Source organism: Pseudomonas sp. UBA1879 (genome assembly GCF_002338065.1).
Lineage (GTDB): Bacteria > Pseudomonadota > Gammaproteobacteria > Pseudomonadales > Pseudomonadaceae > Aquipseudomonas.
Genome location: NZ_DDHJ01000004.1, coordinates 417,457 through 441,806, shown reverse-complemented (window position 1 = coordinate 441,806; position 24,350 = coordinate 417,457). Strand labels below are relative to the sequence as shown.

19 protein-coding genes and 2 tRNA genes are annotated in these 24,350 nt (G+C 59.4%); 13 read left to right on the top strand and 8 right to left on the bottom strand.

Features of this window, described 5'->3' with window-relative positions; genetic code table 11:
• The first annotated feature begins 170 nt into the window (after positions 1 to 170).
• Both B3N48_RS05120 and B3N48_RS05115 read left to right on the top strand, forming a co-directional pair.
• Entirely contained in the window at positions 171 to 1,886 is a 1,716-nt protein-coding gene (locus tag B3N48_RS05120; protein WP_296180274.1) for a proline--tRNA ligase, read from the top strand.
• A gap of 71 nt (positions 1,887 to 1,957) precedes the next feature.
• Positions 1,958 to 2,914 (top strand): hypothetical protein, encoded by a 957-nt coding sequence (locus B3N48_RS05115; RefSeq protein WP_296180271.1) that lies wholly within the window; start codon positions 1,958 to 1,960, stop codon positions 2,912 to 2,914.
• 8 nt (positions 2,915 to 2,922) lie between these two features.
• Here the strand turns inward: B3N48_RS05115 and dinB are convergent, their stop codons facing one another.
• Entirely contained in the window at positions 2,923 to 3,981 is a 1,059-nt protein-coding gene (gene dinB, locus B3N48_RS05110) for a DNA polymerase IV (RefSeq protein ID WP_296180269.1), read from the bottom strand.
• Positions 3,982 to 4,230: 249 nt separating this feature from the next.
• Between dinB and B3N48_RS05105 the strand changes: the two genes are divergently transcribed.
• The 4 genes from B3N48_RS05105 (at position 4,231) to B3N48_RS05090 (ending at position 8,897) form a co-directional block, all read left to right on the top strand.
• Positions 4,231 to 4,307, top strand: a tRNA-Met gene (locus B3N48_RS05105).
• Between the two features lie 238 nt (positions 4,308 to 4,545).
• Positions 4,546 to 4,622, top strand: a tRNA-Met gene (locus B3N48_RS05100).
• Between the two features lie 331 nt (positions 4,623 to 4,953).
• On the top strand, positions 4,954 to 7,596 hold the full coding sequence (gene mprF, locus B3N48_RS05095; protein WP_296180266.1) for a bifunctional lysylphosphatidylglycerol flippase/synthetase MprF: 2,643 nt from the start codon (positions 4,954 to 4,956) through the stop codon (positions 7,594 to 7,596).
• Positions 7,596 to 8,897: a virulence factor family protein gene (locus tag B3N48_RS05090; protein WP_296180261.1), complete on the top strand. Its 1,302-nt coding sequence runs from the start codon at positions 7,596 to 7,598 to the stop codon at positions 8,895 to 8,897. The genes mprF and B3N48_RS05090 overlap by 1 nt, the downstream gene beginning before the upstream one ends.
• 266 nt (positions 8,898 to 9,163) lie before the next feature.
• Here B3N48_RS05090 and B3N48_RS05085 read toward each other — a convergent pair whose 3' ends face one another.
• The gene (locus B3N48_RS05085; RefSeq protein ID WP_296180258.1) at positions 9,164 to 11,062 is read right to left on the bottom strand and encodes a potassium transporter Kup; all 1,899 of its coding nucleotides are present in this window, start codon (positions 11,060 to 11,062) and stop codon (positions 9,164 to 9,166) included.
• 272 nt (positions 11,063 to 11,334) lie between these two features.
• Here B3N48_RS05085 and rimO point away from each other — a divergent pair, with 272 nt between their 5' ends.
• Both rimO and B3N48_RS05075 read left to right on the top strand, forming a co-directional pair.
• Positions 11,335 to 12,672 carry a 30S ribosomal protein S12 methylthiotransferase RimO gene (gene rimO, locus B3N48_RS05080; RefSeq protein ID WP_296180254.1) on the top strand — a complete coding sequence of 446 codons (1,338 nt, stop codon included), beginning with the start codon at positions 11,335 to 11,337 and terminating at the stop codon, positions 12,670 to 12,672.
• Between the two features lie 229 nt (positions 12,673 to 12,901).
• A complete protein-coding gene (locus B3N48_RS05075; protein ID WP_296180251.1) occupies positions 12,902 to 13,375 on the top strand; it encodes a GNAT family N-acetyltransferase in 474 nt (157 codons plus the stop codon).
• 33 nt (positions 13,376 to 13,408) lie between these two features.
• Here the strand turns inward: B3N48_RS05075 and B3N48_RS05070 are convergent, their stop codons facing one another.
• Positions 13,409 to 13,675 carry a type B 50S ribosomal protein L31 gene (locus B3N48_RS05070; RefSeq protein WP_296180248.1) on the bottom strand — a complete coding sequence of 89 codons (267 nt, stop codon included), beginning with the start codon at positions 13,673 to 13,675 and terminating at the stop codon, positions 13,409 to 13,411.
• Between the two features lie 200 nt (positions 13,676 to 13,875).
• On the opposite strand from B3N48_RS05070, the gene B3N48_RS05065 reads away from it, so the two are divergent.
• Positions 13,876 to 14,241, top strand: a complete 366-nt coding sequence (locus B3N48_RS05065; protein ID WP_296180246.1) for a hypothetical protein — start codon at positions 13,876 to 13,878, stop codon at positions 14,239 to 14,241.
• Between the two features lie 92 nt (positions 14,242 to 14,333).
• On the opposite strand, the gene B3N48_RS05060 is transcribed toward B3N48_RS05065, so the two are convergent.
• Both B3N48_RS05060 and B3N48_RS05055 read right to left on the bottom strand, forming a co-directional pair.
• Complete coding sequence (locus tag B3N48_RS05060; protein ID WP_296180245.1) at positions 14,334 to 15,659, bottom strand: APC family permease; 1,326 nt, start codon at positions 15,657 to 15,659, stop codon at positions 14,334 to 14,336.
• Between the two features lie 120 nt (positions 15,660 to 15,779).
• Entirely contained in the window at positions 15,780 to 16,604 is an 825-nt protein-coding gene (locus B3N48_RS05055) for a carbon-nitrogen hydrolase family protein (RefSeq protein WP_296180243.1), read from the bottom strand.
• A gap of 133 nt (positions 16,605 to 16,737) precedes the next feature.
• Here B3N48_RS05055 and B3N48_RS05050 point away from each other — a divergent pair, with 133 nt between their 5' ends.
• Together B3N48_RS05050 and B3N48_RS05045 are read left to right on the top strand one after the other, a co-directional pair.
• Positions 16,738 to 17,550 (top strand): helix-turn-helix transcriptional regulator, encoded by an 813-nt coding sequence (locus B3N48_RS05050; RefSeq protein WP_296180240.1) that lies wholly within the window; start codon positions 16,738 to 16,740, stop codon positions 17,548 to 17,550.
• A 73-nt stretch (positions 17,551 to 17,623) separates the two neighbouring features.
• Positions 17,624 to 19,234, top strand: coding sequence for an FMN-binding glutamate synthase family protein (locus B3N48_RS05045; RefSeq protein WP_296180239.1), 1,611 nt, complete (start codon positions 17,624 to 17,626; stop codon positions 19,232 to 19,234).
• 26 nt (positions 19,235 to 19,260) lie between these two features.
• Here B3N48_RS05045 and B3N48_RS05040 read toward each other — a convergent pair whose 3' ends face one another.
• Genes B3N48_RS05040 through B3N48_RS05030 form a run of 3 tightly spaced genes read right to left on the bottom strand, consistent with a single transcriptional unit; the run spans position 19,261 to position 22,131 of the window.
• Positions 19,261 to 20,796, bottom strand: coding sequence for a glucosyltransferase domain-containing protein (locus B3N48_RS05040; RefSeq protein ID WP_296180237.1), 1,536 nt, complete (start codon positions 20,794 to 20,796; stop codon positions 19,261 to 19,263).
• On the bottom strand, positions 20,783 to 21,763 hold the full coding sequence (locus B3N48_RS05035) for a glycosyltransferase family 2 protein (RefSeq protein WP_296180234.1): 981 nt from the start codon (positions 21,761 to 21,763) through the stop codon (positions 20,783 to 20,785). Before B3N48_RS05035 ends, B3N48_RS05040 begins: the two co-directional genes overlap by 14 nt.
• Complete coding sequence (locus tag B3N48_RS05030; protein WP_296180232.1) at positions 21,760 to 22,131, bottom strand: GtrA family protein; 372 nt, start codon at positions 22,129 to 22,131, stop codon at positions 21,760 to 21,762. Before B3N48_RS05030 ends, B3N48_RS05035 begins: the two co-directional genes overlap by 4 nt.
• A gap of 311 nt (positions 22,132 to 22,442) precedes the next feature.
• Between B3N48_RS05030 and B3N48_RS05025 the strand changes: the two genes are divergently transcribed.
• Positions 22,443 to 23,585 (top strand): OpgC domain-containing protein, encoded by a 1,143-nt coding sequence (locus B3N48_RS05025; protein ID WP_296180231.1) that lies wholly within the window; start codon positions 22,443 to 22,445, stop codon positions 23,583 to 23,585.
• A gap of 115 nt (positions 23,586 to 23,700) precedes the next feature.
• On the top strand, positions 23,701 to 24,327 hold the full coding sequence (locus B3N48_RS05020; protein WP_296180229.1) for a hypothetical protein: 627 nt from the start codon (positions 23,701 to 23,703) through the stop codon (positions 24,325 to 24,327).
• Positions 24,328 to 24,350 lie beyond the last annotated feature (23 nt).

Genomic DNA, 24,350 nt, shown 5'->3' with positions numbered 1-24,350 from the left:
AACTGTCTGACAGTCGCTGTATGAAAGCCCGGCCTAGCGCCGGGCTTTTTCATTTTAATGAAAGCCCAGATCCTACCCGCCTTGCTGCCCTCCCCGCCCTGTACTCGACCGTATCCGCCCCGTACAATGCCAGGTCATTTCCCAGTCACAGCAACCGACAACGGACGACCATGCGTACCAGTCAATATTTGCTCGCAACTCAAAAAGAAACGCCGAACGATGCGGTTGTGATCAGCCATCAGCTGATGCTTCGTGCAGGCATGATTCGCAAGCTTGCCTCGGGTCTCTACACCTGGCTGCCCATGGGTCTGCGTGTATTGCGCAAAGTTGAGACAGTCGTTCGTGAAGAAATGAACGCCGCCGGAGCGCTGGAAGTCCTCATGCCCGGCATCCAGCCAGCCGAACTGTGGCAGGAATCCGGCCGTTGGGAGCAATACGGCCCCGAGCTGCTGCGCCTGAAAGACCGTCACGACCGGGATTTCTGCGCAGGGCCGACCCACGAAGAAGTCATCACCGATCTGGCGCGCAACGAGTTGAGTAGCTATAAACAGCTGCCGATCAACATGTACCAGATCCAGACCAAATTCCGTGATGAAATCCGCCCACGCTTCGGTTTGATGCGCGGCCGCGAGTTCATCATGAAAGACGCCTATTCGTTCCATGCGACTCAGGATTCCCTGCAGGAAACCTACGATCGCATGCACCAGGCGTACAGCAACGTGTTCACCCGCCTGGGTTTGAAATTCCGCCCCGTGGTCGCCGACAACGGCTCGATCGGCGGCGCCGGTTCGCATGAGTTCCATGTACTTGCAGAGTCCGGTGAAGACGACATCGTGTTCAGCGACAGTTCCGACTATGCGGCCAACATCGAGAAGGCCGAGGCTATTCCACGGGAAACATCCCGAGGGGCCGCTACTGAGGAACTGCGTCTGGTTGACACACCGAACGCAAAGACCATCGCTGCGCTGGTCGAGCAATTCGGCCTGGCCATCGAAAAAACCGTGAAGACGCTGGTGGTTCATGCAGCTGAAGAAGGCAAACTGATTGCGCTGATCGTCCGTGGCGACCACGAACTCAACGAGATCAAGGCCGCGAACCATCCGCTCGTGGCCAACCCGCTGGTCATGGCCAGCGAGGCTGAATTGCGTGATGCCATCGGCGCGGGGGCTGGCTCGCTCGGCCCGTTGAACCTGCCACTGCCTTGCATCATCGACCGCTCGGTCGAGCTGATGAGCGATTTCGGCATCGGCGCGAACATCGATGACAAACACTATTTCGGCGTCAACTGGGAGCGTGATCTGCCTGTTCCGGAAGTGGCCGACCTGCGCAATGTCGTCGAAGGCGATCCGAGCCCTGATGGTAAAGGCACGCTGATCATCAAACGCGGCATCGAAGTCGGACACATTTTCCAGCTGGGCACGAAGTACAGCGAAGCGATGAAGTGCCAGGTGCTGGGAGAAAACGGCAAGCCTGTGACACTGGCCATGGGTTGCTACGGCATTGGTGTGTCTCGCGTGGTGGCTGCCGCCATCGAGCAGAACAACGACGAGAACGGCATTATCTGGAGTGACGCCTTGGCGCCTTTCCAGATCGCACTGGTGCCATTGCGTTACGAAACCGATGCGGTTCGCGAAGCCACCGACAAGCTGTACGGCGAATTGACGGCGGCGGGCTTTGACGTCTTGCTGGATGACCGTGACAAGAAAACCAGCCCCGGCATCAAGTTCGCGGACATGGAATTGATCGGCATTCCGCATCGCATTGTGGTCAGTGACCGCGGCCTGGCTGAAGGCAATCTGGAATACAAGAGCCGAACCGAGTCTGAAGCCCAGGCCTTGCCAGTTGCTGACGTGCTGTCCTACATCAAAGGGCGGATCAACCGCTGAGTGCCAGGCGCGCCCGCATCCCCGGGCGCGCCTTCGCTCATCAGTAACGCCTCACTGCACCAAGAGATCTCATGTTCAAGCGAAGTTCCACACGCCTCGCGGGCGCTGCTTTGTGCGGCAGCCTGCTCGTCAGCGGTTGCGCCAACCATCTGTCTCAACGCAGCGAACACGAAGAGCGCATCGACCGAAAACTCCTCGATCACAGCTTTCAGATCGACGTGGGTGAACCCAAGATTCTCGACTTGCCGCAGCGTCGCATCCGCATTTACGAGCTGAAAACCTTCGATATCACCGAATATGACGTCACCCGTCATTACGACCGCTATACCCCCTATCAGCCTTGGCGTGAAATCTATGAAATTCCGCTGGGGGCTGTAGCAGTCGTTGCGGGAGTGGGCGCGAACGTCGTGAACGTCCTGACATTTGGCAGCCTTCCAGACAGCGTGACGAAAGACTGGCTCAGTTACGGCATCGCCGGCATCAACCCGTTCATGAATGCGCCCTCCCACGGGCGAGCCCAACAAAATCTGGCGGGCATCGACGAGGTTCAGCGTGATCATCGGGTCGAACACACCAGCTTGCCCTGGAGCGAGAGTCCGGTAGAGATCAAGTCGGGGAAAGATACCAACGAACTGACCACGGACCGGAACGGCGTGCTGCGTATCAATCTGCTGGACAGTCCGTTTGCCGAGCAGGACCTCAGTCGTGTGACTCAGCTGGGGCTGAAGGTTCAGGACGACCCGTCAAACGTGCAAGCCGTTGCCGTTCTCCCTTTGAGCAAATCGTTGCGCGGCAAACTCATCGAAGCCCATGGCCTGATCTACGACGACCTGGAAGACGACGAAGTGAGCCAGTGGGTACATCGGGTCAAGCGCCTGTCGGAACTGGGCCTGGAAGAAGAGGCCAGCGATCTTGAGCAGTCATTGATCGAGATGACCCGTAACGATCCGCAGCTGCAGCATGAGTTTCTGCGCGCGCTGGCCAGAGACGCCGGGCGGCTGGTCGCGGTGCCCGCGGGTAGCGACTGAACGACCCTTCAGCTAAATAGCTGAAGCTGTTCATGAGCGCCGCGCAGATCATGCAGGCGCACGCCTATTCCGAGTAGTCGCACGGGCTTTCCTCCACGGGCGAATGCCAAGGCGAGCAATTGCTCGTAACTTCCCAGGTCCCTGCCCGCCCCCGCCTGCTCAAGGGTCGTCTGGGTGAAGTCGTGGAACTTCACTTTCACGAAGGGCTTGCCGGGCCGATACAGCGTATCCATCCGCGCGATGCGCCCATCGAGGGTTTCCAGCAATGCCGGGAGTTTTTCCAGGCAACTGGCCAGATCTGGCAGATCGGTGTCGTAGGTGTTTTCCACACTGACTGATTGACGACGACTGTCATTCTGCACCGGACGCTCGTCGATGCCATGGGCCAGGTTCCACAGACGTTCGCCGAACGAGCCGAACTCACGGGCCAGTGCCAGCTTGCTCCAGCCTCGCAGGTCTGCGCAGCTGACAATCCCCTGCCGCCCCAGCTTGTCCGCGGTGACCTTGCCGACGCCATGCAGCTTGGACACCGGCAGCTCAGCGACGAAATCCTCGACCTGATCCGGCGTGATCACGAACAGCCCGTTGGGCTTACGCCAATCGCTGGCAATTTTGGCCAAGAACTTGTTGGGCGCGACGCCTGCAGAAACGGTGATGTGCAATTGATTGGAGACGCGCCGGCGAATGTCTTGGGCTATCCGGGTCGCACTGCCCGCAAAGTGGCTGCAGTCGGAAACATCCAGATAGGCCTCGTCCAGCGACAAAGGCTCGATCAGATCGGTGTAGTCGCGAAAGATCGTATGGATTTCCTTGGAGGCTTCTTTATAAGCTTCCATGCGCGGCTTGACGATGGTCAGGTCCGGGCACAGCGACACGGCGTGACGTGACGACATGGCAGAACGCACACCATACGCCCGCGCCTCGTAGTTACAGGTCGCGATGACGCCGCGCCGGTCCGCCGAACCACCCACGGCCAGCGGTTTGCCTGCGAGATTGGGATCGTCGCGCATCTCTATGGCGGCATAGAAGCAGTCACAGTCGATATGGATGATTTTGCGCTGCGGCATGTCGTGCGGTCGTAGGAAAACGGTGTCGCAGTATCTCACTCGCGTCACCGTCTGACACGCCCGACGGTTCCAATGAACAGAATTCGGGTCAGAAGAAATGGCGTGGCAATCAGGCTGATAAGCGCGTCTGGCCTGCCCTTGCATGAGCGACTGAGGGGCGCGCAGTGCCTAAGCGCCTGAAGAAAAAGCACTTTTTTCCGTCATAAGCTTGACACTTTCCCGTGTCTCTGTAGAATGCCGCCTCACAGACGCGGGATGGAGCAGTCTGGTAGCTCGTCGGGCTCATAACCCGAAGGTCGTCGGTTCAAATCCGGCTCCCGCAACCAAACATCGAAAAAGCCACTCAACAGAGTGGCTTTTTTGTGCGCGTCAGAAAACGGAATGCATTTTCATCTAAGTGAAACATCTTTCATGAAGGATGGCCCCTGCCGCGCAGCGCTGTCGAGAAAAGCCTTGTCCGACTGCGACTTAGGCAAACCAGCGACAGGAACGTGGTTATTTTGTCGATCCTTAGGTTTAAAGGTTGACACCTTGCCGTTCGGCTGTAGAATGCCGCCTCACAGACGCGGGATGGAGCAGTCTGGTAGCTCGTCGGGCTCATAACCCGAAGGTCGTCGGTTCAAATCCGGCTCCCGCAACCAACGTTTAAAGAAGGCTACTCGAAAGAGTGGCCTTTTTTTTGCCCTGACGAAAAGCCCCGAACAGCCTGGATAATTGCTTGTCACATGCCGTTGTCACCGCCCATGGGTCACTGCCGAGTTGCTACCGTATGTTTCGATCCGCGACAGATTTCGCAGGCGTTGCCGATACATAGTCGGACAAACCGAAACGAGCCCCATGGGTCTCGAGACACAGCTGCCGTATTCGCCCGTTAGACGTTGAAGCGCTAACATCCTGAATTATTTTTTGCGTAGGGATTGGTAACTTGGCTGTATACCCCCATTCTGTCGCGCACGATCCAAGGAGTGATTGATGCGCGCCAACCCGTCCGACTCAAACGAAGCAGTTCCGGAAACCCCTCAGGCTCCTCCTGCCCGACTGCGTGTACGCGAAATGGTGAGCAAATATCGTCAGCCTATTGGGTTGGCCGCCACCATTCTTCTGTTCGCCCTTGCGCTGATTGCCTGTCGGCACATGCTGACCGAACTCGATATCTACGCTCTGCAAGACTCGCTTCTGAGCGTGCCTATGCCTTCCTTGGCGGGTGCGGTTCTGGCCACGGTAATAGGTTTCACCATCCTGCTGGGCTACGAATGGTCAGCCAGCAAATACGCTAACGTTGAACTGCCGCCCAAGTCCTTGGTGATGGGAGGCTTCTGCGCGTTTGCGATTGGCAACGCAGTCGGCCTGTCGATGTTGTCCGGCGGCTCCGTGCGCTATCGCCTGTATTCCCGGCTAGGCCTGGGCGCAGGCGAAGTGGCCCACATGACGCTGTTCGCCAGCCTTTCATTGGGATGCGCCCTTCCCCCGTTGGCGGCCCTGGCAACCCTAAGCGATTTACCCGCTGCATCGCTCGCGCTGCATTTGTCGGTTCCGGTGCTGGCGACCATTGCCGTGGCGGTCTTGGCACTGAGCCTGATCATCGGCTTTGCGGTGTATCGCCGTCGGCTGCCTGAGCAGACGATTCCGCACAATCTGCTGGTCCGCGCCGGTCGCCGGACCCTGCGCTTACCGGGTTTGCGTCTGACGCTGATGCAACTGGTGATCACGGCGCTGGACGTTGCTGCAGCGGCCGCAGTGCTTTATTTGCTGCTGCCGTCCGCGCCGCCTTTCGGTGCCTTTTTGCTGGTTTACCTGCTGGCTCTGGCCGCCGGCGTGCTCAGCCACGTTCCAGGAGGTGTGGGTGTTTTCGAAGCCATTCTGCTCACCGCCTTCGCCGATGAACTGGGCGCGGCTCCGCTCGCGGCTGCGCTGTTGCTTTATCGGCTGATCTACGTGGTCTTGCCGCTATTGGTGGCGTGTCTGGTGTTGCTGTTCAGCGAAGCCAAGCGCTTTCTGTTCGCGCGTCAGGCCATGCGGGTTGCGTCGGGTCTTGGCGCGCCGATCCTGGCATTGCTGGTATTTCTTTCTGGCGTCGTGCTGCTGTTTTCAGGGGCTACGCCGGAAATCGACACGCGCCTTGAGAGCCTGGGCTTTCTGATTCCACATCGGCTGATCGATGCCTCTCACTTTGGCGCCAGTCTGATCGGCGTGCTCTGCCTGTTGCTTGCGCAAGGTCTGCGGCGACGTCTGTCGGCGGCCTGGATGCTGACCACCATTTTGCTGTTCGTCGGCTCTATTCTCTCGATTCTCAAGGGGTTTGACTGGGAAGAGGCTAGCCTGCTGCTGCTCACTGCATGCCTGCTGGCCATTTTCCGTCGCTCGTTTTACCGCCCGAGCCGACTGTTTGAGTTGCCGTTCTCGCCCCTGTATCTGGTCGCCAGCATCTGTGTCCTGGGCGCCTCGTTCTGGCTGTTGCTGTTCGCCTATCAGGACGTGCCTTACAGCCATCAATTGTGGTGGCAGTTCACACTGGACGCCGACGCCCCGCGGGGCTTGCGTTCGGCGCTTGGCAGCGCCGTGTTGCTGGTGATCGTCTCGCTGACATGGCTGCTGCGCACGGCGCGTCCACAGATCGTGCTGCCGGATGAAGCACAACTGGCCAAGGCTGCCGAGATCATCAAAGCGTCCAATCAGCCGGACGGCGGTTTGGTCCTGACGGGCGACAAGGCTGTGCTGCTGCACCCTGACGGCAATGCATTTCTGATGTACGCCCACCGCGGCCGCAGTCTGGTCGCCTTGTACGACCCCATCGGTCCGACCCAACAACGCGCCGAGCTGATCTGGCAATTCCGCGACCTGTGCGACGTGCACCACGCCCGCCCAGTGTTCTATCAGGTGCGCGCCGAAAACCTGCCGTTCTACATGGATATCGGTTTGACCGCGATCAAGCTGGGGGAAGAGGCGCGCGTCAACCTGCACGCGTTTGACATCGAAGCCAAAGGCAAGGAGATGAAAGACCTGCGCTACACCTGGAACCGGGGTGGTCGCGACGGTCTGTCACTGGAAATCTACGAAGTCGGTCAGGCGCCGATGGACGAGCTGAGAGTGATTTCCGATGCCTGGCTGACCGGTAAGAACGTGCGTGAGAAAGGCTTCTCACTGGGGCGTTTCAGTCTGGATTACCTCAAGCACTTCCGCATCGCCATCGTTCATTTCCAGGGCAAACCGGTCGCGTTTTCGAACCTGCTGGAAACGTCACGGCATGATCTGGCGAGTCTGGATCTGATGCGCTCGCACCCAGACGCTCCCAAGTTGACCATGGAGTTCATGATGGTCGGGCTGATTCTGCATTATAAGAAGGAAGGCTACGCCCGCTTCAGCCTGGGGATGGTGCCGTTGTCAGGTCTGCAGCCACGACGTGGCGCACCGCTGACCCAGCGTCTGGGTTCGATGGTGTTCAGTCGAGGCGAGCAGCTCTACAACTTCCAGGGCCTGCGTCGTTTCAAAGACAAATTCCAGCCTGACTGGGAACCTCGTTATATGGCAGTGCCCGCGGGACTTGATCCTTTGGTGGCACTGGCAGACACCGCTGCCCTCATCGCGGGTGGCCTGACTGGATTGGTGAAACGCTGATGATTCAACGCTACTGGCGCTTTTTGCTCGCAGCCCTGGTAATTCTGGTGGTGGCATTGGGTTTCTGGCTATGGAACCGCCCCCCGGCTCAACCGACCTTGGAACGCATCACACTCGACGATGGTTCGGCATTGATTCGCGCGACGCCGTCCACCAAGGTCAAAACCCGCGTTGCCCTGGCCGTGACCACTGAAGACGCGATGACTGAGAAACAGGTCCTCGCCCTGAGCTACGACGCCTCGGCTCAGGTCATTCAGGTCGTTCTGCCCAAAGACGATTGCCAGCTGCAGGAGAAGGCCTTCAACGCCGCGCTGCAGAAGCTCGACGGCGCACCGGACGTCGTCGCCGGGATCAGCGCCGGGGGTTCAGTGGCCTGGGACTGGCTGGCCCACCAGAACAACGACAAGGCCCAGGCCATCTCGGTGAACTTCGTGCTCAATCAGCCTGATTGCAAAGTCCCGCCGCCAAAAGCCGCTGCCCACGGCAAGTGGACCGTGGCGTGGAACGATGGCCCTGACGACGAAACCGCAGTGTTCGTTCGCGACACACCGAATGCGGAAACCAAAATCAGTGACTACGACATCAAATACCCGCAGATCCTGAACACCGAAGTCCGCCATCTGCTGATTGCCGACGACGCCAGCGGCGGCCTGAACATCCCCGTGGTCGAAGTACCGTCGAGCCAGCCTTCCGACACGGTCACGCTGTTCCTCTCGGGGGACGGTGGCTGGCGTGACCTGGACAAGGACGTTGCAGGGGACATGGCCAAGTCGGGCGGCTACCCGGTGGTCGGTATCGACACGTTGCGCTACTACTGGGAACACAAATCCCCTGAGCAGACCGCCACTGACTTGAGTGAGCTAATGGCCCACTATCGGCAGAAGTGGGGCGCCAAGCATTTCGTGCTCGCCGGCTATTCGTTCGGCGCCGACGTGCTGCCCGCCATCTACAACCGTCTGCCGGAAGACGACCGAGCACGCGTGGATGGCATCATCCTCCTCGCCTTCGCCCGCAGCGGCAGCTTCGAAATTGCCGTCGAAGGCTGGCTCGGCGCCTCCGGCAAAGAAGCCGCCACCGGCCCGGAAATGGCCAAGTTGCCGGGTGACAAGGTGCTGTGTGTCTACGGCGTGGAAGAAAAAGACGAAAGCGGCTGTACCGAAGCCACTGCCCCAGGCGAGAAAATACAGCTCCCCGGCGGCCACCACTTCGACGAGAACTACCCTTCCCTCGCCAAACGCCTGATCGCGGTCATCGACAAGTGGAAAGGCAAGGAAGCACCCGAGTCAGCTAACGCCGACTGAATCTCTGGCCACAAAAAATCCCCGCACTCGTAAGATTGCGGGGATTTTTTATCCCTGTGAGCTTCTGCCCGGAGGGCGTAGGTTTCCAGCTTGCTGCGGACCGCGATCGGGCGATCTGTTGCGAGGCGCCAGTCAATCGGTGGATACGCTGTGTCAGGCGTCTCGGTGCCGCATGGTTTTACGACACGACTGCGTCGCCGATCGCGAGCACGCTGCGCGCCTACGGTCTCCGGCCAGAATCAAAAGCGCAGCGCCTCGTTCGCGATTTACATCTCCACCTGCGTCCCTAACTCAATCACCCGGTTGTACGGCAGCTTGAAGAAGCGCAGGTTGCCATTGGCGTTTTTCAGCATGAAGGCGAACAAACCTTCGCGCCAGCGGGCCATCCCGGCCAGTTTGGTCGACACCACGGTCTCTCGGCTGAGGAAGTACGTGGTGCGCATCGGGCTGAAGTCCAGATCGGGCAGATGGCACAGCTTCAACGCTGCCGGTACGTCCGGCTCGTCGATGAAGCCGAAGTGCAGAATCACGCGGAAGAAGCCTTCGCCGTACGCCTCGACCTCGAAACGCTGTGCGGCCGGAACCCTGGGGGCGTCTTCATAGACCACCGTCAACAGGACCACTTGTTCGTGCAGCACCTGGTTGTGCAGCAGGTTGTGCAGCAAGGCGTGAGGCACTGCGTCCGGACGCGCAGTCAGGAACACGGCGGTGCCCTGCACACGATGGGGCGGCTGCACACGGATACTGCTGATGAAGATCGGCAAGGGCAGACCGCCTTCGTCGATGCGGTCGACCAACAGCTGTTTGCCGCGCTTCCAGGTGGTCATCAGGATGAACAGCGCGATACCGGCCAAGAACGGGAAAGCCCCGCCCTGCACCACTTTCGGCACGTTGGCGGCGAAGAACAGGCCATCGACGAACAGGCAACCCACCAGGATCGGCACCGCCAGCAACGGTGGCCATTTCCAGCCCAAAAGCATGACCGAGGCCACCAGAATGGTCGTGCACAACATGGTGCCAGTCACAGCCACGCCGTACGCCGAGGCCAATGCGCCGGAGGATTCGAAACCCAGCACCAGCAGGATCACGCCCACCATCAGCGACCAGTTCACCGCGCCGATGTAGATCTGGCCCTGGGCGTCGCTGGAGGTGTGTTGAATGTACATGCGCGGAATGTAGCCGAGCTGGATGGCCTGGAGCGTCATGGAGAACGCGCCGGAGATTACCGCCTGCGACGCGATAATGGTTGCCAGCGTCGACAGGCCGATCAGCGGCAGCAACGCCCAGCTCGGTGCCAACAGATAAAAGGGGTTGCGCACGGCCTCGGGGTCTTCGATCACCAGCGCGCCCTGGCCGAAATAGTTGAGCACCAGCGCAGGGAGTACCAGGCCAAACCAGGCACGGGAGATCGGTTTGCGACCAAAGTGGCCCATGTCGGCGTACAGGGCTTCCGCACCGGTCAACGCCAGCACCACGGCGCCCAGTACGGTAACGCCGATGCCGGGGTGATCAATGAAGAATTGCACGGCCCACACCGGATTGACCGCGTGCAGCACTTCAGGCTGTTGGACGATGCCATGAATGCCCAGCACCCCAAGTGTCACGAACCACAGGACCATGATCGGCCCGAACATTACGCCGATTCGCGCGGTGCCGTGACGCTGGATGAGAAACAGCCCCACCAGCACGATCAAGGCAATCGGCACGACCCAATGATCCAGGCCGTCGAACGCCAGCTCCATCCCTTCGACGGCTGACAATACCGAGATCGCCGGGGTGATCATGCTGTCGCCGTAAAACAGCGCCGCGCCGAACAGGCCGAAGACAATCATCGTCGCCTGCAACTTCGGGAATTTCGCCGACGCCCGGCGAGCCAGTGCCGTCAGGGCCATGATGCCGCCTTCGCCGTCGTTATCGGCGCGCAGTACCAGGGCCATGTACTTGAACGACACGACCCACACCAGCGCCCAGAAAATCAGCGAGAGAATACCCAGCACCGAATCGTGGCTCGCCTGCACGCCATAACCGCCAACAAAGACTTCCTTGATCGTGTACAACGGGCTCGTACCGATATCGCCGTACGCCACCCCCACCGCTCCCACCAGCAAACTCAACGGTTTGACCGATGATTGCCCAGCCTCTGCCTGACTCGTTGCGTGACCCATTTACCACTCCTGAAACCATGACTCGAGCACCGCGGCACGCTGCTGTCCGATTGACCCACCGCGCACCGGTAAATTCCGATTCTCCCGGCCGACAAGGGCCACCGGGTTCAACGCCGCGAAGCATAGCGCAGCACTCGTCGTAATTCTCGGTATAACGCTGGTCAATCGCGGGACTGATCGCTAGAATTGCGCACTTTTTGATCAGAGGCGCGCCAAGCGCCCAGTCGATGCCTCGGCCAGTCGCCCAGGCATATCCACGCCGAGGTTAGTCAATGTCCATCGTCACCACGCCTGCCGCCCCCAAGGTCGGCTTTGTCAGCCTCGGTTGCCCGAAGGCTTTGGTCGATTCCGAACGCATCCTCACTCAGCTGCGGATGGAAGGCTATCAAGTCGTTCCCACCTACGAGGATGCCGACGTCGTAGTGGTCAACACCTGCGGCTTCATCGACAGCGCCAAGGCCGAGTCCCTCGACACCATCGGTGAAGCCCTGGCGGAAAACGGCAAAGTGATCGTCACCGGCTGCATGGGCGTGGACGAGAGCGTCATCCGCAACGTACACCCGAGCGTGCTGGCCGTGACCGGTCCGCAGCAATACGAGCAAGTGGTCAATGCCGTGCATGACGCCGCGCCGCCCAAGCTCGACCACAACCCGCTGATCGACTTGGTGCCGCCACAAGGCATCAAGTTGACGCCGCGCCATTACGCGTACCTGAAAATTTCCGAAGGCTGCAACCACAGCTGCAGTTTCTGCATCATCCCGTCGATGCGCGGCAAGCTGGTCAGCCGCCCGGTGGGCGATGTGCTCGATGAAGCGCAGCGTCTGGTCAAGGCCGGGGTGAAAGAGCTGCTGGTCATCTCTCAGGACACCAGCGCCTATGGCGTCGATGTCAAATACCGCACCGGTTTCTGGAACGGCCAGCCGGTCAAGACGCGCATGACCGAACTGTGTGTAGCCCTGAGCTCGCTGGGCGTCTGGGTGCGCATGCACTATGTCTACCCGTACCCGCACGTGGACGAGATCATTCCGCTGATGGCGGCGGGCAAGATCCTGCCGTACCTGGACATTCCGTTCCAGCACGCCAGCCCGAAGATCCTCAAGCTGATGAAACGCCCGGCCTTCGAAGACAAGACGCTGGCGCGGATCAAGAACTGGCGCGAACAGTGCCCGGATCTGATCATCCGTTCGACGTTCATCGTCGGCTTCCCGGGCGAAACCGAAGAAGACTTCCAATACCTGCTGGACTGGCTGACCGAAGCGCAGCTGGACCGCGTGGGCTGCTTCCAGTACTCGCCGGTCGAAGGTGCGCCTGCCAATTTGCTGGACGCCCCGATCGTGCCGGAGGACGTCAAGCAGGACCGCTGGGACCGTTTCATGGCGCACCAGCAGGCCATCAGCGCCGCACGCCTGCAAATGAAGATCGGCAAGGAAATCGAAGTGTTGATCGACGAAGTGGACGAACAGGGCTTCGTCGGCCGCTCGTTTTTCGATGCACCTGAAATCGACGGCAATGTGTTCGTGGAAAGCGATCGCGATCTCAAGCCAGGCGACAAGGTCCTGTGCCGTGTGATCGATGCCGACGAGTACGACCTCTGGGCCGAGCCTGTCTGACATTCCGGACGGCCAGATGTGCGTGTTGTATGTTTGCTCGCGAAAGCGGTAGATCAGTGACGGATTCGTTGACTGACACACCTCATTCGCCAGCAAGCCAGCTCCCGCCAGGAATGGCATCCAGCCGCAAGCTCTCCCTGGACAACCCCGCCCTTCAAACGGCGGGGTTTGTTTTTTCTGGCTATCGTCTCCACATCAGGAAAACGAAAAGAACAGGAGACGAGGCGACATGACCCACCAATCGGTCATTTATCTGCCTAAACAGCACGACTACGCCGAACTGACCCGTGTGTGGGAAGCCTCAGTTCGCGCCACCCATGACTTTTTGCCAGAAGACTACATCTCGTTGCTCAGGAATCTGCTGGAGACCCAGTACCTGGACGCCGTGAATCTGTTCTGCACACGCGACTCCCAGCTGCAGATCACCGGTTTTGGTGGCACCACGCCGGGCAAACTGGAGATGCTGTTCATCGCCCCGGCGTATCGGGGGATGGGGCTGGGTAAGAAACTTCTCGAGTATGCCATCGAGCACTTTCAGGTCACTGAGCTCGACGTCAACGAACAAAACCCTCAGGCGCTGGGGTTCTACGAGAAGCAGGGATTCGAGGTGGTGGGGCGTTCGGAGGTGGACGGGCTGGGACGGCCCTATCCGATGTTGCGGATGCGTAAGCTGAAGAAACTCCGCATGTCGAACGTCAGATAAGTCGACGCCCGACGTACGAAAAGTGCGCAGCCATCAATCTTTTTTCGCGCCGGAGCCGAATGTAGCAAAGCGCTTGTTGAAGCCTGCAATACGGCCTTCGGTCGTGGTTTTGCGCTGCTGCCCGGTGTACATCGGGTGCGAAGCGCTGGACACGTCGAGGGCGACATAAGGGTAGGTGTTGCCATCGCTGTGCTTCTGCGTGCGGTCAGTGTCGACTGTTGAACCAATCAGGAAAAACACGTCGGCGGCGGTGTCGTGGAACAGGACTTGGCGGTATTCAGGATGGATATCGGGCTTCATGGCGCTCTCCAAATGTAAGAAATCATGTAATACGTTATACAGTAACAATCGCAAAAAGTTCAATCGCCATTTTTTTGTAACCGTTACAACTTTGGTCTTTGCCCGGGCTGCCGGTGCCGCTAAGGTTCGCGCCGCTGTCAAAAGCACCGCCCCCGATCAACCCCGGGGAATGGAATACACAATCACCAGGAGGTTATGCAATGCCCATCATCGACCGCTACGAGCTCTCGCTTCCCGGCCACATGCGGCTAATCGACGCACGAAGCGCACTGAATCATCTGGAGCGTTTCATTCACGATGCTGACGGCCCGATCGACACCAAGGTCTTGGTTGAAGAGCTGGAGCCTCTGGTGGAAGCGCTTCACGATGCATCCGACGCGACACGGCCGGTAAACGGCCAGGATGCGTTTGCGCGCAAGTGTGGCGAGCTCGGCTATATCAACCTGTCGCGCAAGGAACACGAATACTTGCACTACATTCGTGGCTGCACCGATGAAGGAAAAGATGAGATCTACGCCGCGATCCGAGACATCCGGTCGCGCAAGTATCTCCCCGACGAAGGCTAAGAGGCAGGCCGCACCATGAATCACGGCGATCGACCAGATAAGGAGACTTCAAAAACAAGGAGGCGCGCCATTGCAGCGCGCCTCGCTTTTCATCATGCCGCTTCTTGAAAGTCCATCTCCGGCGGCTGACGACGGAATCCACCGGTCAGCCAGGCCAAGTAGAGACATCCCAGCGCCAACCAGCTCACGCCCAGCATGATCGCCAGTTTGTCCAGACTGATCATCAGCCAGAGGTCGGCCACCAGACCGATCAATGGGCAGACCAGAAACAGCACGATCTCCCGCAGGCCGCGTTTCTCGCCTGCGACCCAGTAATGGAAGATCACCGACAGGTTGACCAGGCTGAATGCCAGGAATGCGCCGAAGTTGATGAAGGAGGTCGACGTGGTCACGTCCAGCTTCAACGCCAGCAGCGCAACGACAGCGCACAACAGAATGCTGTTGACCGGCGTACCGAAGCGCTCGCTCAGACCGGCGAAGAACGACTTCGGCAAGACTCCGTCACGCCCCATGGCATAGAGCAGACGCGATCCGCTGGCCTGGGCTGACAGGCCCGACGCGAACTGGCCGACAATCAGGCCGATGAGGAAGAGGCTCACGAACACGTCGCCCCCGATGTTACGGGCAATCTCATAAGCCGCAGCGTCCACGTTCTCGAACTGCGCCGACGGGTGTGCCAGCTGCACGAAGTACGACACACCCACGAAAATCAGGCCACCGATCAGGGTGATAAGCATGATCGCCTTGGGAATGGTTCGGCGTGGGTCCCGGGTCTCTTCGGTCAATGTGCTGACCGCATCGAAGCCGAGGAAGGAGTAGCAGGCGATTGCTGCACCGCTCATGATCAGCGGCAGTTGCATATCACCGTTGAGGAACGGCGTAAGGCTCCACAGCGGTTTGCTGGCGTCACCGCCAATGTAGTGGATGCACAGCACCACGAATGCCGCCAACACCAGAAACTGCACGATCATCAGCAAGGCATTGACGGTGTTTGCCAGTTTCAGGCCCACGATGTTGATCAGGCTGGTGATGACGATGAACGCCAGTACCCAGATGGGCTGCGGCACGGAGGGAAAGGCAGAACCTAGATACGCCGCCCCGATCAGCCAGATGGCCATCGGCAGGAACAGGTAATCGAGCAACACCGCCCAACCGGCGATGAAACCCAGCTTGGGGCTGATCGCCTTACGCACGTAGCTGTAGGCCGAACCTGCAACGGGAAACGCCGCCGCCATCCGGGCGTAACTCATGGCGGTGAAGAACATTGCAACCAATGCCGCGAAGTAAGAGGCCGGGACCATGCCGCCTGTGGACTGGGCGAGGATGCCGAAAGTCCCGAGCACGATGATGGGGGTCATGTAGGCGATGCCAAACAGCACCACCGACCCTAATGAAAGGGTGCGTTGCAAACGAGCCATGAGCGACTACTCCGAATTTATAGGTTTTATGGCAGAGAAAAGTTCGGCAGAACAAAGGCGTTTCTTTTAGTTGGGAGGGTCGGGCGCAGACCGCGACGTGCGCGCGACAGGTGCTGCTTTTTATGAACGATCAGGAATCAACAGCTCGCGCACACCGCTGGCGTGCTGGACCACTTCACCCGGCAAGCGCAGGCGTTGATCGTTCAGGTATTGGTAGTCACGACGGGCCGCCTGCAATCGGGTCAGGTCAAGTTCCGCGCTGAACTGGCATTCCTCACGCCCCGCTTCCGTCAGCAGGGTCCCAAAGGGGTCCACCAATGCGCTGCCCCCGGCGAACACCAGGCCGTCGTCGCCCTCACCCACGCGGTTGACCATCACCGCGAATGCCTGGTTTTCCTGGGCGCGGGCCATGATGGCGGTGCGGTGGGTCGGACCGTAAGGGTCCATGTTGCCGTTGGTGACGATGATCAACTCGGCGCCCAGTTGAGCCAGGGCGCGGGCCGACTCCGGAAACTCAATGTCGTAGCAGATCAGCATCCCGACGCGCAGCCCGTTCCAAAGGCACGTGGTGTATCGGTCGCCGGCTGCAAACACGCCACGATCGGAGGCCCACAGGTGAGTCTTGCGGTATCGCAGGGCGATGCCTTCGGGGGTGATCAACAGTGTGGTGTTATAGAAGCGACCTGCGTCGTTCTCGGCCATGCCGATGACCACCGAAACGTTGCGCTCGCGAGCCGCCTGGTGCACGGCATGTACGGTCGGGCCATCCAGCGGCTCGGCGACCTGGGCAACGGTGTCCGAAGAAGGAAAGCCCATCAGGTGCGTTTCCGGAAATACGATCAGCGCGGTGTCGCTCGCGCAGGCGGCAATCGCATTCAGCGCGTTGTTCAGGTTATGGCGTGTGCCATTGTCCTGGCCCGACAATTGGGCGAATTCGACCTTCATGGGTTCTCCTATCGAGTCACGTTGCCGATCCGGCGAAAAATGCTGGCCTGACCATTGGCTCTGCGGGCAGTATGCGCATCAGCACGTGTAACGGGGTATTACGCAGCTGTAGTAACCCAATAGGGGTAGTTCAATGACCATCGCACTTCAGGACATCGCCTGGCATCGCTCGGTCGCGCAGTTGATCGAAGCGCTGGACCGGCCGAATTTCTGGGCACAACTGGTGCGGCTGCTCGACCAATACGTCAGCTTCGATAGCTGGGTGGTGCTGCAATTCAGCGCTGGCCAGCGTCCGCTGGTGTTCGCCGAATCCCCCGGCGAGGACGGCAGCCCCGATCAACTGTTTCAGGACTACCTGAAAGGCCTGTACTTGCTCGACCCGTTCTATATCGCCAGCCGCGAGCGCTCGCAAAGCGGCTTGTTTCGCCTGGCGGAAGTGGCGCCGGAACACTTCGAGCTGACCGAGTACTACCAGCGCTATTTTCGGCTGAATGTCGTGGCCGACGAGATCCAGTTCAATTGCCAACTCGATGGCGATCGCACTTTGTGCCTGTCGCTCGGTTCGAAACAGCGTTTCAGCGCCGAGCAGATCGCGTTGCTGTCGATGATTCAGCCTTGGGTGATTGCGTTGTTGCGTCAGCGGCTGCCCTTGGAATTGGCTGAACCCGCGTCCGATCAAGCACCACAGCCAGCTCAACTCCCGGCCACTGACTGGCGCACGCAGTTGGAAGCGTCGGTCCAACAAAGCCGAGGTGCGCAACTGACAGCGCGGGAACTGGACGTGGGGCGGCTGATGCTCAGCGGCTGCTCCAGCAAAGAGATTGCACGCAAATTGGAGATTTCCGCCGAGACCGTGCGCGTACACAAGAAACATATCTACAGCAAACTGGGGATCAAATCGCAGTCCGAGCTGTTTTCGATTTTTCTTCAAGCCCAAAGCGCTTGAGGCACGTCTTGCCGAAAAAAAAGCGCGGCACAGCGCTACCTCAATCACCGTGTAAAGACCTAAAGGATCGCCCATGAGCCTGTCCCTTCTCAGCCGTTACGCTTTCTTTGTCGGCTGTGTGCTGTTCACCCTCTTGAGTCTCCCGTTTCTGCACCACGAATGGCTGTGGCCCTTTACCCTCGTCACCGCCCTGCTCAGCCTGATCGGAATTTTCGACCTGATTCAGGTGCCCCACTCAGTGCGGCGCAATTACCCGATTCTGGGCAACATCCGCTACGCCGTGGAAACCATCCGCCCGGAAATTCGCCAGTATTTGCTGGAGTCCGACAGCGACGCCCTGCCCTTTTCCCGCGCGCAACGCTCGCTGGTTTACGCCCGCGCCAAGAATGAGTCGGCCGATAAGCCCTTTGGCACATTGATCGATGTGTATCAGCCAGGGTTCGAGTTCATCAGCCACTCGATGCGCCCCGCACCGTTATCCGACCCGAATCAATTTCGCGTGACGGTGGGCGGACCACAGTGCACGCAACCGTACTCGGCGTCGATTTTCAATATTTCAGCCATGAGCTTCGGCTCCCTGAGCGCCAACGCCATTCGCGCGCTGAACAAGGGCGCCAAGCTGGGCAATTTCGCCCACGACACCGGCGAAGGCAGCATCAGCCCCTACCACCGCGAACACGGCGGCGACCTGACGTGGGAATTGGGCAGCGGCTATTTCGGTTGCCGCACCGATGACGGCCGTTTCGATCCTGAAAAATTCGCCAGACAGGCCCGGGATCCGCAGGTGCGGATGATCGAAATCAAGATGAGCCAAGGCGCGAAACCGGGCCACGGCGGCATCTTGCCCAAGCACAAAGTCACCCGAGAAATCGCCGAGACGCGCGGCATCCCGATGGGCGAAGACTGCATTTCCCCGTCGCGTCACAGCGCGTTTTCCACCCCGTTCGAACTGATGCAGTTCATCGCCCAATTACGTGAGCTGTCGGGCGGCAAGCCGGTGGGCTTCAAATTCTGCCTGGGGCATCCATGGGAATTCATGGGCATCGCCAAGGCCATGATGGACACCGGGATCCTGCCCGACTTCATCGTCGTCGACGGCACCGAAGGCGGCACTGGCGCGGCGCCGGTGGAGTTCACCGACCACATGGGCGTACCGATGCGCGAAGGTTTGCTGTTCGTGCACAACACGCTGGTGGGCCTAAACCTGCGCGACAAGATCAAGCTCGGCGCCAGCGGCAAGATCGTCAGCGCGTTCGACATCGCCAGCGTATTGTCCATCGGTGCCGACTGGGCCAACTCGGCGCGAGGCTTCATGTTCGCCATCGGCTGCATCCAGTCCCAGAGCTGCCACACCAACAAATGCCCGACCGGAGTGGCCACTCAAGATCCGCTGCGCCAGCGAGCCCTGGTCGTGCCAGACAAAGCCCAGCGCGTGTACAACTTCCACCGCAGCACCCTGCATGCTTTAGCCGAAATGATTGCCGCCGCAGGCCTGGACTCGCCATCGCAACTGGAGGCGAAGCATCTGGTACGTCGCCAGTCCGCCACGGAGGTGAAGCTGTTCTCGGAATCCCACGTTTTCCTCAAACCAGGCCAGTTGCTCAACGGCATCGTGGACGACAGCTTCTATTCGCGCATGTGGCGCATGGCGCGGGCCGACAGCTTTGAGGCGAACGAGATCTGAGGCGGTGCGGGGTGATCGGCGGCGGGTCAGTCAATCACCCGGAACTCACGGTATTTGTACCGCGCGCTGCCTTCAGGGGCTTTCAACGCAATGAACCCGACATTGCCAACCCGGACAATGTCGTAGAAGCGGTTGTTGATCACGGGTTCCGGGGCGTTGCCGTGCGTCAGCGCCGGAAATTCCTTCCACGCCGCGCTGGCCACATTGGTGATGCCGGTCATCGCCAAGCGCTCGGCGGTGGTGATTTGCGGAACGGTCAGCATGAATTTGAGCGCCGGCATGGCGTCCATGGCCGCGGCCGTCGAGCCCGGTACCCACAAGGTGTAAGGTCTGGACGGCAGCAGATAGAAATCCTCGACTGCGCGCAGTTCCGGCGTGGACGCGATGTCGTGGCTGATGCTGTACACGACCGACGTCTCGAAGGCCTTTTGCGCGACCAGCACCCGGCCGTAGGCGTATGAGAAGGACAGCATGCCGAACAGCGGGATGATCAGCAGGCCGGTCAGCAGCGGATGCATGGCCCTAAGCACGTTGCGGGCGAGATAGAACACCAGGACCGTGACGCACGAAAAAGCGATCAACGTGCGCGGCCCGAGGGAAAAATCTTCAATGAACAGCAGCGGCCCGGGCACCGCCATCAACACAACGATCAACGCCGCCGCAACGAGCAGCACCCGCCCCCATCGTTCTGCGAGCCGGCCCCTGGCCGAAGCGATCGACCGGATCACCTGAAGGACGCCGGCCAGTATCAGAACCCCCGCAGCGATGAACAGCCATCGATTGCTATCGTTCACGAACGTGCCAAAGGCGCCAAGCAGATGCTCGGCCCGCCATCGCAGCAACACACCCCACCCCGCCTCCGGTTGGGCGACAGCTCCCCGAAGGCTGGTGTACAACTGAAAAGCCGTGACGCCGTACAGCAGCAACCCTGACGCAAGCTGGCCGACACGCGCAGCCAATTCACGCACCAGCTTCCTCAGCGAAGTGCCTTCATTGGCGGCCCGCACGCAGTCGATGCAGCAGAGGCAGACGAACATCTGCACGGTGGTCTGGTACAAGCCCGCCGCCGCTGCGAGCAGCACGCTAATGACGCCCCACTTCATCCACACATGCTTGGCGTCGAAAGTCAGCGCAAACACCACGCAACACACCCCCAGGAGGACCATCGGGCCGTCGTACTGGTAATTGAGGATGCCGAGGATGAACGGGGTGTACAGCAGCGGCATGACCACCAGCGTGTCCAGCGGGGTCGGTTGTGCGAAGTAATGCCTGCTTAGCGACGCCAGTGCGGCGACCAGCACCGGCAATACGAGCAGCAGCGGTAATGGGAACACATCGATCGGGTGCGGGTTGAAGCTGACGAGGGTCTGGACCAGTTCCATGAACAGGCGCCCTTGTGAGCGCCAGAGGTGCTCGCCAAGAAACAGCGTCCGTGCGGCATCGTCGTAGTAGCTGTAATCGGCCTGAATGATCGGGAAGACGAAAAGCGCGACCGCGATGGCGAAAACCTTGAGCTGCTCCCGAGGGCTGAGAGTTCGGAGGAATATGTCAGATAACCGCATCTGATTCTCCCGATGCGTCGTAGGCAGGCCCCTGCGCTGAGGACTGCTGCTTCGAAATGTGCTTGATCACGTACCGCGGACGATGTTTGCTCTCCAGGTAAATCCTGCCGATGTACTCGCCGAGGATGCCGATGCCGATCAGTTGTGTTCCCCCCAGGAACAACATGGACACCATCAACGATGAATATCCCGGCACAAGGTTGCCGTTGAAGGCGTAGTTGAGCATCAGGTACATCGCATACATCAGGGCAATCACGGAAATGACGGCGCCTACGTAAGTCCACACCCGCAGCGGCAACGTGCTGAACGATGTAATGCCGTCCAGCGCCAGGTTCCACAGTTTCCAGAGGTTGAATTTGCTAGCGCCAGCCGCCCTGGGAGCGCGGTCGTATTCGATGGTCACAGTGTCGAAGCCGGCCCACGACAACAGGCCTTTCATAAACATTTGCTGCTCGGGCATGCCCTTGATGACCTCCACGACCTTGCGGTCCAGCAGTCGGAAATCCCCGACGTTCTCGTCAATCCGCGTCGCTGAAATCCGCCGCAGCACTTTGTAGAAGAGCGCCGCCGACCAGCGCTTGAACAGGCTGTCCTCGCCACGATATCGGCGCTTGGCCAACACGATCTCCGCACCGTCGCGCCACGCCTCGATGAGTTGTGCGATGACGCTGATCGGGTCTTGAAGGTCCACGTCCACTGGAATGACGGCGTCGCCCGTTGCGTATTCGAGGCCGGCGAACAGCGCCGCCTCTTTGCCAAAGTTTCGCGAGAGGGTCAGTAGCGTGACGTCGGGGTCAGTCTGGGCGATGCCCTTGACGATAGGGTTGGTGGCGTCGTGACTGCCGTCGTCGACAAAGACGATTTCGAGAGGCCACCGCTGCAATTGCGCGTCACTGCGAATGGCCCGATAAAACACACCCACCGCCCGTTCTTCGTTGTAAAGCGGCACCACCAGCGAGACTTTCACGGCGCACGCTCCTGAAACACCACGCGGCGAGCGAAGGTGTATCCCAGCACCAGACTGATCGCCGCGAAAACCACGAGGGTCACAAGCGGCTGCCAGTTCAGCGCATCGCCCACCACCCCGACGCTCAGGCTGACGACCCCCATGAATCCGCAATACAGCCAATAACGGCGCCAGCTCCGGTAGCTATCGAAGGTAAACCGCGCGTTAAGGTAGAAGGACAGCGAGACCGCTGCGATAAAGCCGACCAGGTTGCTGGCGGCCTGAGACATGCCCCATAGGAGATGACAGAGCAAGAAGACCGATGCATTGACGCCCGTGTTGACCAACCCCACCAGGCAGTAGCGCGCAATGGCATGCAGTGCTGTCATGATCGACCATCCTTGTTCGATACGTTACGGGCCACTGCAGACCTACATCGAGGCAGGTCATGAACCTCCGTTCCCTCAAGTGAAGCTTCTGCCGCAGCCCATTGCACGACCGGTTGTCGGGTGCGGTGCCACTGCCTGGCGGTTTGGGCCTGTGATCAACCCTGCTTCGGAGACATTCTGTAATACCCACCTTTTGCAATTCATGACCGAAACCGCCACCCTGCGCGCCGCCGATCAGCCCCCTCTGGCGGCGCGGAACCAAGGCCAGGTGTGGCCCTCTTCTTTAAACAGACTTTCAAGAGTTCACCGTCATGACGAACGGACGCGACCATCGAATCGACTTCTTTCGAGGCTTGGCGCTGATCTTCATTTTTTGGGATCACGTACCGGAAAACCCTTTCGCGCAGCTGACCCTGCGCAATTTCGGCTTCAGCGATGCAGCGGAAGTCTTCGTCTTTCTGGCGGGTTACGCCGCTGTGCTCGCCTACGGCAAAGTCGCTCAGCGTGACGGTTACCTGGTCGCGTGCATTCGCATCTTGCGTCGCACCTGGGTGTTGTACGTTGCGCATATTTTTCTGCTGACGCTGCTGATGGGCATCGTGTTCGTCGCCAACAATCACGTCGACACCCGGGACATGGTCCGTGAAATGGGCCTCGAGTATTTTGTCGGCAATCCTCAGCAAGCCCTGGCGGATGAATTGCTGCTGCGCTTCAAGCCCAACCTGACCGACCCGCTGCCGCTGTACATCCTGCTGATGGGCGCACTGCCGCTGATCCTGCCGATCATGCTGCGCAACGCGGCGGTCGCGGTGGCGCTGTCGATCGCCCTGTACATGATGGTCCCGCTGTTCGGCTGGAACTTGCGCGCCTACGAAGGCGGCGGCTACTGGTATTTCAACCCGGTGGCGTGGCAATTGATCTTCGTGCTCGGCGGTGCGTTCGCCATGTACACCCAGCGGCCAACGGTGCCAGCCGCGTGCCCTCGTCCGGTCTGGCAGCAGCCGCTGTTCCTGATCGCAGCGGTGTACATGCTGATCGCCGGCACCATCACCTTTCTGTGGAAATTCCCGGCCATTCACGACGCCCTGCTGCCCACATTCTTCACCGACCTGATCTACCCGATCAGCAAGACCGACCTGTCCCCCTTGCGTTTGCTGCATTTCGTAGCGCTGGTCTACGTCGTCGCCAAACTGCTGCCGTCCTCCCAGGCTTGGCTGAACAACTGGCCTGCGCAACAGACCTGCCGCATGGGCCGTTACTCCCTGGAAATCTTCTGCCTCGGCGTACTGCTCGCGCCGCTGGCCGACGGCGTCAACGCCTTGGCCGGTGACGCCTGGCAGATGCGCGTGATCACAGCGTGGGTGGGGTTGGGGCTGATGCTGCTGTTGTCCAACTGGCTGGAGCTGAACAAGCGTTTGGGCACTCCGAAAGCGGCGCGGGTGGCGCCGGTTTGAGAACGGGTTCTCAACGAGGGAAAGCTTCGGAAATTTCCTACTGGTTTATCAGGCAAAGTTTTTTCGCATGCGGCCGTTATGCGAGGAGTATGGATAAACCAGCGAGGGAATGACGATGGAAATTTCGACAATGATGGTAAGCGTCTCGACGCGACCCGATTGGAAGGCGATGAACAGTGGACCAAAAGCGCAAGCCGGATCTGAACAACTGATCCAGGAGGCGAGAAATGAAGTTGCCACTCCTGAAAGGCTCACCCCAAACGCCGAGATAGATGACATGGACGGCGCCATGTATTTCGCTTTTTCACCTGAAGAGGCGTCGGCGAGTCTAGAACTCAGTAGCCTAAGGCTACAATTTCAAATTTTTAGGGAAGCGCTGAAAAATACACATCCAGAGCTTGCCAGCGTCCACTTTGATTTTGGATTAGACCAAAACGGGCAAATCGAAATTATTGATAATGCGGGAAAGCTATCAGACCAACAAAAATCTGAATTGGCGAACCTGCTTAGTGCATATAACGGATTTGGCGCTTCGATCAGTGACCTTGTAAGCAGCATGAAGCAATTGGTGAGGGAAGAGCGGGGAAATGCATCAGGCCCACTAAATTCAACGGACCGTTCCATCGGTTCGTTGATTGACTTCGGTAAAATCCTGAACAGCGGTGACGCTATGGTCGAATTTAAAAAGCAGGTAACCACCTCCTTGGGCAACGCTCTGCCCGCCATTTCAGAGACAGTTTAAAGTTTCAATATTGCCAGGCGGCC